A 9128-nucleotide genomic window follows, 5' to 3' on the forward strand; every position below is an offset into this window, starting at 1 on the left:
AGGGGTGACTAATTTATGAATAAAATTTATAATATAGAAAATATTGATTGTGCAAATTGTGCAGCTAAAATTGAGCGGCTGATTTCCAATTTGCCTGAAGTTCAGGAAGCTACTATAACTTTTGCCACAAAGCAGCTAAGGGTTACGGCAGATAATCCAGATAAGCTTTTATCTGAAATGGAAAGATTGGCAAACACTGTAGAAAATGGCGTTATTATTACTGAAAGAATAAAGGGGAATTTAAAGCGATCAACTGCAAATTTATCAAGGGATAAGTTCAATTGTGCACATGAACATCAGGATTGTGAATGTGGTGAACATCATGAACCCCACGAGAGTCATGAACATCACCAGTGTCATGAGCATCATGGATGTGATTGTGTTGATAATCACAATCACCATGCCGACAAAAAAAGCGTATTTACAAAGCTCACAGACTTACATTTCATAGGTATAGGCGCTATATTGTTTGTATTAGGAGTAACGCTTGATCAAATTGAAGTATCACAAGAATGGTGGATAGGATGCTTTACTTTAGCTTATATAGTATTAGGTGGAGAAATCTTATTAAAAGCCATAAAAAATATAGGAAAAGGCCAAATATTCGATGAGAATTTTCTCATGAGTATAGCTACCGTAGGAGCCTTTGCTATACAGGAATATCCTGAAGCGGTAGGAGTTATGCTATTTTTTAGAATTGGAGAATTCTTTGAAGAGAAAGCAGTTGAGCGTAGCCGAAGCCAGATAATGGAGGCTGTTGATCTGAGACCGGAAGTAGTATCCTTAATCAGGGGAAATAATATAATTGAAATTTCACCAGCAGAGGCACAATTAGGCGATATTTTATTGGTAAAGCCAGGGGATAGAATCCCTTTAGATGGTATTGTAGTAGAAGGGGAAAGCCGGGTTGATACCTCACCTATTACAGGGGAACCTGTACCAGTAAAGGTGGGATTAGAAGAACAAGTGATTTCCGGCTGCATCAATACATCAGGAGTTTTAAAGATAAAAGTTGAAAAGACCTTAGAAAATTCAATGGTTACAAGGATTCTTGATTCTGTAGAAAATGCAGCAGCAAGCAAACCGCATATTGATAAATTTATTACTAGGTTTGCCAGAGTATACACTCCTTTTGTAGTGGTGCTTGCTACATTGACCGCTATTATTCCCTCTCTTATTACTGGCGACTGGCAGCATTGGATATATACTGCGTTAACTTTCCTCGTTATTAGTTGTCCATGTGCACTGGTCCTTAGTGTTCCATTAGCATTTTTCTCTGGAATCGGCTCCGGTTCTAAGAAGGGGATTCTGTTTAAGGGCGGTGTCGCTCTGGAAGCATTAAAGAGTATTAAAGCTGTTATAATGGATAAAACAGGGACTTTAACAAAGGGTGAATTTGTAGTACAAAACGTAATCTGTTCTGGAAACCTAATCGCATACATGACGTCTGGAGTTACTTCAGGTAATCCAGGAAAAGATACAGGCGAAGATAACTCCAGAGTATTGGAAGGCATTCAAAACAGACCAATGGGGGTTTCAAAAAAAGATATAGAAGAATACCTTCTAGCAATGGCAGCGAGTTGTGAATTAAATTCTACACATCCTATAGGAGTAAGTATCGTAAATGAAGCTAAAAAATATGGTCTTACACTGGAGCAGCCTAAGGCCATAGAGGAAATAGCGGGAAAAGGGATAAAAGCTACTTGCAATGCAGGAATTGTATTATGTGGAAATCAGAAACTCCTATTAGATGCAGGGGTAGATATTACAGGATATCAAAATCCTACTTTAGGGAGTGAAGTGTTATTGGCACTAAATAGTCAGTTTATAGGTTCTTTAACTATAGCTGATACAATAAAAAAAGACTCGTTCACTGCCATTACAAAACTAAAAAAACAAAACATTGCTACGGCTATGCTTACTGGTGATGGAGAAGAAAGTGCCAATGCAGTGGCAAAAGCAACTGGTATAGATAAGGTGTTTTCTAAACTACTTCCAGATGATAAATTAAGAATATTACAGGAACTTAGAAAAGAATACGGGCAGGTAATGTTTATAGGCGATGGAATTAATGATGCACCAGTATTGGCAGGAGCAGATGTAGGGGCGGCTATGGGAAGTGGAGCAGATGCAGCCATAGAAGCCGCGGATATTGTGTTTATGACCTCTAGTGTAGAAGCTGTACCACAGGCTATAGCCATTGCTAAGATAACTAATAAGATAGCGATGCAAAATGTAGTGTTTGCTTTGCTGGTAAAAGCATTAGTTATGGTATTAGGTTTAGCAGGGCTTGCCTCTATGTGGATGGCAGTTTTTGCAGACTCTGGTGTGGCTATGCTCTGTGTGATGAATTCCGTTAGAATTTTGTATAAGAAATAAAAAAATCTATCTATTTTATTCTTGACGAAAAAACCCTCTGGCATTGATATATGTTATATAGATATCAATTGCCAGGGGGTTTTGCTAAAATTCTAGTCCCAAAAAGATTCGACTTTTGGTTCAGATTCATTTTCAATTGTTGAGGTATAAGCGATAAAGGCTTTCATTGCGTTGGAAACGTAGGCATTCTTTCTCCAAAGAACACTTACGTTTGCATTGATAGGTTCTTGCAATGGCACGTGAACAATCTTTGCAGTTGCATCGAAACTTTCCTGATAGGTAATGGTTACAGCAAAGTTGTTTTCTACTATATATTTAATAGTAGAGATTTGACTTGCCTCCATAATTATATTTAAAGGATGTTCTTTAAAGTGCTCCGTTATAGCAGTATAATGGTAGGAACCCTTAGGGAATATAATGAAAGGCTGGCGGCAAATCATCTCTTTGCTTGCAAAGCGTTCTTTAGCCAAGGGACTCTGAGCTCCTACAGCAAGTCCAAATTTCGTTCTGAATATCAATCTGGAATCGCATTGAGGATAGGCGGTATCGTCCATAGCCCCAATAAGGAAGTCTAGGCCACCCTCATTTAATCTTTTCAACCCTGATATAGTGCCAATTTCAAACATCTGCAATCTAATATTGGGATGCTGCTGCTCAAAAGCAGGGAAAAACTTTTTAAACATAAAAGTTCCAAGCACCGGTGGAATACCCACTTTAAGAACCACATGTGTTTTGTCTCCTATATCTAGTGCCTCTTTATGAAAATTATCATATGCATTGACAAAATTCTTTGCTTTTGTCAAGAAGCAGGTCCCATCATCCGTTAAAGATATTCTGTTGTTAACTCTGTTAAAAAGCTGATAACCCAATTCATTTTCTAATTCTTTTATGGCTGCTGTAATCGAAGGCTGTGATACATGGACGGCCTCTGAAGCTTTTGTAATGTTATTGTATTTGCATACTTCTTGGAAGTATCTTAAATGGTTTATATTCATAAAATTTCTCCATCATATATATTTTAAGGTAGAAATCAATGGAGTTTAAATCCAATGATTTTTTTATATTTTCTATTTTCCATTAATTTACTGCACAAAGTTAAATTGGCAATATTAGTGGAAAGTTTTAGTGTAACTTTCTCTACTTTATCATAAGTTCCTTGTAAATTCAATAGTTTTACGCACAAGTATCAAAAAAAGTTATATGACGATAAATGTTTTCTATTGGAGAAACACGTTGGAATATGATAGCCTAAAACGTGGCAGAGTAGAGTGAATTGTTAAAAAAGTGTTGTTAAAAAATAACACTTTCATATTTGTAGGAAGGAAGGAAGAGTAATATGACCGAGCAGAAAAAGCATTTACAAAGCATCCATGTGCAGCATAATAAGCACACTGCGGGATGTGAAACAGAAGTAATGCCTATTCCTGATTTTGTTTATATTTCTATGTCCCAGCATATCGGAGCACCATGTAAGCCACTTGTGGCAAAAGGCGACTATGTAAAAGTAGGCCAGCTTATAGGTGATACCGATGCTTTTGTAAGTGCACCTATTCATTCAAGTGTTTCAGGTACAGTTATAGGAATTGAGGGATTACGTTCTGGTAACGGCGGAGATGATACTGTTGTTGTTATCGAAACAGATAAGAAACAAGAATTATGGGATGGAATTCAGGTTCCTCAGATTAGTAGCAGAGAGGAATTTGTTAAAGCTGTAAGAGCCAGTGGACTTGTAGGATTAGGAGGAGCGTCATTCCCAACTCATATCAAGTACAACCCTAAGAACATTGATGAAGTAACTACACTTATTATAAATGGTGCAGAATGTGAACCATTTATTACTTCTGACCATAGGCTTATGGTTGAAGATACTGAGAACATTATTGATGGTATGTTATTAGTAATGAAGTATCTTGAACTTAAGGAAGGCTTCATTGGTGTAGAGGATAACAAACCAGATGCAATCGAGGCCTTAAATAAGATGATTGCACAAAAGGGTAACCCAAATATTAAGGTTGTGCCTTTAAGATCAAGATATCCACAGGGTGCAGAAAGAGTTATGGTATATGAAGTAACTGGCAAAACCATGAATGCTGGAGTACTTCCTGCTGAACTCGGAATCATTCTGTCAAATATTACATCTGTTGCATTTGTCGGACAGTATTTTAAGGATGGTATTCCTCTTATAAATAAGAGAATGACTATTGATGGAAATGCAGTTGCAAGACCAACAAATGTTATATGCCCAATTGGAACTAAAGTTGCAGACGTTATGGCGTTCTGCGGTGGTTATAAAGAAGAGCCAAAAAAAATTCTAATGGGTGGACCTATGATGGGTAAAGCAATCTTTACTGACCAGCTTCCAGTTATAAAGAACAACAATGCACTTCTTGCATTTGCAGGAGATCAGGCTTGGATTAAGGAAGAGACAGCTTGTATTAATTGTGGCAGATGCCATAAGGCCTGTCCATTTAAATTAATGCCGACAGCTCTTTCTGCTGCAGTTGAAAGAAAAGATGCAGATGCATTAGAAAAATATAAGGTTATGCAGTGTATGGAATGCGGAAGCTGTTCATATATTTGCCCTGCAAGAAGACCTTTGGGCTTTAACAATAAGCTTGGAAAAGCAATATTAAAGGAGGCACAGAGTAAATAATGGAAAACAAAGCATATGATAATTTAATCGTATCATCAGCGCCTCACTTTGTCAGCGAGGTTGATACATCTAGAATCATGGGAGCCGTACTTTTAGCTTTAGTACCTGCATTTCTTGTAAGTACGTACGTTTTCGGTTTCCGAGTTATTACACTTACTTTAGTTTGTGTTGTAGCTTGCGTAGCTTTTGAATATCTTTTCAATAAGATGACAAAAAGACAACAAACTATTGGAGATTTGAGTGCGGTATTAACAGGCGTGCTTCTTGCATTTAATGTACCTTCAAATCTTTCATATATAATCGCTATTATTGGTTGCTTTGTTGCAATCGTTATTGTAAAGTGTTTATTTGGTGGACTTGGTCAGAACGTTGCAAACCCAGCTATTACAGCTAGAATTGTTCTTCTTGTTTCATTTACCACACAGATGACAACTTGGCCACTGCCAAGAAGCCTTCAGACTGCAGATGCAGTTACAGGCCCTACACCACTTGGTGTTTTAGCTGAACATAGTGGAGCAATGCCGTCCAATACAGATATTTTTCTTGGATTTATCGGTGGGTCTATAGGTGAAGTTAGCGCAATTGCGCTATTAATTGGTGGATTGTTCCTTATTTGGAGAGGTATTATTTCTCCAATTACGCCTGTATGCTTCATTGCTACAGTTGGTGTTTTTGCATTTGCAGCAGGACAGGATCCAATTTTCCATATTGTTGCAGGGGGAGTAATGCTTGGTGCATTCTTCATGGCAACAGATTATGCAACTACACCTATTCTTCCATTAGGAAAGGTTATCTTTGGTATTGGTTGTGGTGTCTTGACAATGGTAATCAGACTATTTGGGTCATACCCAGAAGGCGTATCATTTGCAATACTTCTTATGAACATACTTACTCCACATATTAATACTATCTGTGAGAAAAGATTGTATGGAGGTGGCAAAAAATAATGGGAAATTCAACATTTAAAGAATACATAAAACCTGCATTGGTGTTAGTAATTATATGCTTAATTGTATCCTTTGCACTGTCACAAACGTATGCAATAACAAAACCTATCATTGAACAGAATGCGGCAAAGGCCGCAGATGAGGCTAGATCTTTGGTTCTTCCTAAAGGAGACTCTTTTACAGCTTATGACGGACAGCTAAACGAAGGTGTTGTGGATTATTATATTGCAGATAATGGTGCAGGAGTTGCTTGTACATCAACAGCTAAGAGCTTTGGCGGTACTATAACAGTGATGGTTGGTATTGATGCAAGTGGCGCCATTACCGGTGTAACTGTAACAAATCACGCAGATACACCAGGTCTTGGAACAAAAGCTATGACTGTAGAATATTTAAGTCAGTATAATGGAAAGACCGCTGCTGATGTCATCCCTGATATGGGAGCAATCGGAGAGGATAACATTAAGAAGAATCCTAACATGGATGCCATCACAGGTGCAACCATTTCCTCTAACGGCGTATATCATTCTGTTCAGGGTGCTTTAGCACAATTTAAAGCTGCAGGAGGTGTAAAGTAATGAATAAATTAGGCCTTGTAACTAAAGGTATAATTAAGGAAAATCCAGTATTAGTGCTTTTACTTGGTACTTGTCCTACTCTTGCAACTACAACAGGAGCGATAAACGGTGTTGGTATGGGAGTTTCCACTATGGCAGTATTAATCTGCTCAAATATCGTTATTTCTATATTAAAGAATATTATTCCAGATAAAGTTAGAATCCCTTGCTATATAGTAGTAATCGCAGGTTTTGTAACATTAGTACAGTTTATGCTTCAGGCATATGTACCTGCTTTAAATGCTTCCTTGGGATTATTTATTCCTTTGATTGTAGTAAACTGTATCATTTTAGGAAGAGCTGAAATGTTTGCAAATAAGAACTCAATTGTTGATTCTGCGCTTGATGGCATAGGAATGGGTATTGGTTTTACGCTGGCTCTTGGATGCATGGGACTAATCAGAGAATTACTTGGTTCAGGAACCGTATTTGACGTTGCTATTTTTGGAGATCATTTTACACCAATGTCAATCTTTATGCTTGCTCCGGGTGGGTTCTTTGTATTTGCAGTTTTGGTTGCAGCAGTAAACTACTTCTCTAAGGGTAAAGCTATTAAGAAAAAAGAATTTGGTTGTGCAGGTTGTGCTATGCATGGTACTTGTCAATCAGCTGGTAAGGAAGGGGGTTGCGAATAATGAAAGAACTTATAGTAATTATGATGAGTGTTATTTTAGTAGATAACTTTGTATTATCACAATTCTTAGGTATTTGTCCTTTCCTAGGTGTATCAAAGAAACTTGATTCCGCCGCTGGTATGGGTATTGCAGTTACTTTTGTAATGGTACTTGCAACAGCTGTTACATGGCCAATACAGATATTATTACTTGAAAAATACAACATTGGATATTTGCAGACTGTAGTATTTATTTTGGTTATAGCAGCTCTTGTTCAGTTAGTAGAAATGATCTTGAAGAAATTTGTGCCTTCACTTCATAAGTCTCTTGGCGTATATCTTCCACTAATTACTACAAACTGTGCTGTTCTTGGTGTTACAATTATGAATATTGACGATGATTTGACATATGTCCAGTCAATCTTTAATGCATTTGGTGCAGGCATAGGATTCTTGCTAGCTATGGCACTATTTGCAGGTATGAGACAGAAGATGGAAACATGTAATGTCCCTGAGGCTTTCAAGGGCGTTCCTATGGTACTTATCGGCGCATCCATTCTCTCCATGGCATTCATGGGATTCAGTGGTGTTGTTGAAGGTATATTTGGTTAGAAAAGGGGGAAAAATAATATGATGCCAGTAATACTAGTTGTAGCGGTAGGTTTGATCGCAGGTATTATCCTTACAATCGCTTCTAAAGTATTTTTCGTTCCCGTTGACGAGACTGTAGCTCAGGTTCGTGAAGCACTACCTGGTGCAAACTGTGGTGCTTGTGGATTTGCAGGTTGCGATGATTATGCCGCAGCAATAGGAGCAGATCATTCTTTAAGTCCAAGTCTTTGCCCAGTTGGTGGAGCAGAATGCGCAGCGGCTATCGCTACGGTTCTTGGTGTAGAGGCTACAGCGGCTGAACCGAAGGTTGCTTTTGTTAAATGCAAAGGAAACAGTGAAAATACCAAGAAAATTATGGAATATCAAGGCGTACAGACTTGTGCCGCAGCTAAAAATTTCTACGGTGGTAACTGGGCTTGTTCTTATGGTTGTATGGGACTTGGCGACTGCGTTTCAGCTTGTCAATACGGTGCAATCAAAGTCTGTGACGGCTTGGCAGTCGTAGACAGAGAAGCTTGTGTTGGTTGTGGTATGTGTGAAAAGGCATGTCCAAACAACGTTATCACAATTGCAGAAAAGAAGAAGCTTGTATATGTTGCATGTAATTCAACTGCACCTGGAGCAAAAGCAAGGAAAGCTTGCAGCGTTGCTTGTATTGGCTGTAAGAAATGCGAAAAGGTTTGTAAGTTTGATGCTATTACAGTAGAAAACAATCTTGCTAAAGTTGACTTTGACAAATGTAAGAATTGTGGACTTTGTGAGAAAGAATGTCCAACAAAAGCAATTACAAACTTCAGAGTAAAGAAAACGGCCCCAGCTGCGTCAGCAGTAAAAGTAGAAGAAACTAAAGTTTCTGCCCAGGAAGCTCCCAAAGCTGAAGAAAAAGCGGCTGAGTAGCTTTAGCAGAATGCTATAAAAAGGTTAATAAAGTCAATTTAAAGGCGGTTCTCAGATGAGAGCCGCTTTTTCTATAGGAAGGGGGTGTGTCAAATAGGGCAAATTTTATTATTTTACATATGGATTTGGACAAGAAAATAAGAGAGAAAAAACACAAAAGAAAAAATTAAAAAAACTATTGACAGCATGCGTGTAATTTGATATTATATTTAAGCTGTCTCGTGACACAAGTGATTACATCTGCAAAGGTGATATACAATATCTCGCGGTTTAGATTAAGATAAGACACGGAAGTGAACAATATCTAGGATAAGCTGCAAACTTAACTTCTTAATTAAAAAATGAAGAAAAGTAAAAAAAGATATTGACAAGCTTGCCAAAAGATAGTAAGATATAAAAGTTCTGTAAAA

At 37.8% G+C, this 9128-nt stretch carries 8 protein-coding genes; 7 read left to right on the plus strand and 1 reads right to left on the minus strand.

Annotation, left to right across the window (positions count from 1 at the left end):
* Positions 1 to 15: 15 nt before the first annotated feature.
* Complete coding sequence (locus RTW14_RS13660; protein WP_312652332.1) at positions 16 to 2379, plus strand: heavy metal translocating P-type ATPase; 2364 nt, start codon at positions 16 to 18, stop codon at positions 2377 to 2379.
* 92 nt (positions 2380 to 2471) lie between these two features.
* Here the strand turns inward: RTW14_RS13660 and RTW14_RS13665 are convergent, their stop codons facing one another.
* Positions 2472 to 3374, minus strand: a complete 903-nt coding sequence (locus RTW14_RS13665; RefSeq protein ID WP_312652334.1) for a LysR family transcriptional regulator — start codon at positions 3372 to 3374, stop codon at positions 2472 to 2474.
* A gap of 341 nt (positions 3375 to 3715) precedes the next feature.
* On the opposite strand from RTW14_RS13665, the gene rsxC reads away from it, so the two are divergent.
* The 6 genes from rsxC to RTW14_RS13695 are packed head-to-tail and all read left to right on the plus strand — an operon-like array spanning position 3716 to position 8718.
* Complete coding sequence (gene rsxC / locus RTW14_RS13670) at positions 3716 to 5032, plus strand: electron transport complex subunit RsxC (RefSeq protein ID WP_312652336.1); 1317 nt, start codon at positions 3716 to 3718, stop codon at positions 5030 to 5032.
* The gene (locus RTW14_RS13675) at positions 5032 to 5979 is read left to right on the plus strand and encodes an RnfABCDGE type electron transport complex subunit D (RefSeq protein ID WP_312652338.1); all 948 of its coding nucleotides are present in this window, start codon (positions 5032 to 5034) and stop codon (positions 5977 to 5979) included. Before rsxC ends, RTW14_RS13675 begins: the two co-directional genes overlap by 1 nt.
* The gene (locus tag RTW14_RS13680; protein ID WP_312652340.1) at positions 5979 to 6557 is read left to right on the plus strand and encodes an FMN-binding protein; all 579 of its coding nucleotides are present in this window, start codon (positions 5979 to 5981) and stop codon (positions 6555 to 6557) included. The genes RTW14_RS13675 and RTW14_RS13680 overlap by 1 nt, the downstream gene beginning before the upstream one ends.
* Positions 6557 to 7231 (plus strand): electron transport complex subunit E, encoded by a 675-nt coding sequence (locus tag RTW14_RS13685; protein WP_312652342.1) that lies wholly within the window; start codon positions 6557 to 6559, stop codon positions 7229 to 7231. The genes RTW14_RS13680 and RTW14_RS13685 overlap by 1 nt, the downstream gene beginning before the upstream one ends.
* Positions 7231 to 7821: an electron transport complex protein RnfA gene (locus RTW14_RS13690; RefSeq protein ID WP_312652344.1), complete on the plus strand. Its 591-nt coding sequence runs from the start codon at positions 7231 to 7233 to the stop codon at positions 7819 to 7821. Before RTW14_RS13685 ends, RTW14_RS13690 begins: the two co-directional genes overlap by 1 nt.
* Positions 7822 to 7839: 18 nt before the next feature.
* Positions 7840 to 8718: an RnfABCDGE type electron transport complex subunit B gene (locus tag RTW14_RS13695; RefSeq protein WP_312652346.1), complete on the plus strand. Its 879-nt coding sequence runs from the start codon at positions 7840 to 7842 to the stop codon at positions 8716 to 8718.
* Positions 8719 to 9128 lie beyond the last annotated feature (410 nt).

The organism is Aminipila sp. (genome assembly GCF_032051575.1).
Lineage (GTDB): Bacteria > Bacillota > Clostridia > Peptostreptococcales > Anaerovoracaceae > Aminipila.

Coding starts and splice junctions, on each gene's coding strand:
- RTW14_RS13660 (WP_312652332.1), top strand. CDS start 16: ATGAATAAAATTTATAATATAGAAAATATTGATTGTGCAAATTGTGCA.
- RTW14_RS13665 (WP_312652334.1), bottom strand. CDS start 3,374: ATGAATATAAACCATTTAAGATACTTCCAAGAAGTATGCAAATACAAT.
- rsxC (WP_312652336.1), top strand. CDS start 3,716: ATGACCGAGCAGAAAAAGCATTTACAAAGCATCCATGTGCAGCATAAT.
- RTW14_RS13675 (WP_312652338.1), top strand. CDS start 5,032: ATGGAAAACAAAGCATATGATAATTTAATCGTATCATCAGCGCCTCAC.
- RTW14_RS13680 (WP_312652340.1), top strand. CDS start 5,979: ATGGGAAATTCAACATTTAAAGAATACATAAAACCTGCATTGGTGTTA.
- RTW14_RS13685 (WP_312652342.1), top strand. CDS start 6,557: ATGAATAAATTAGGCCTTGTAACTAAAGGTATAATTAAGGAAAATCCA.
- RTW14_RS13690 (WP_312652344.1), top strand. CDS start 7,231: ATGAAAGAACTTATAGTAATTATGATGAGTGTTATTTTAGTAGATAAC.
- RTW14_RS13695 (WP_312652346.1), top strand. CDS start 7,840: ATGATGCCAGTAATACTAGTTGTAGCGGTAGGTTTGATCGCAGGTATT.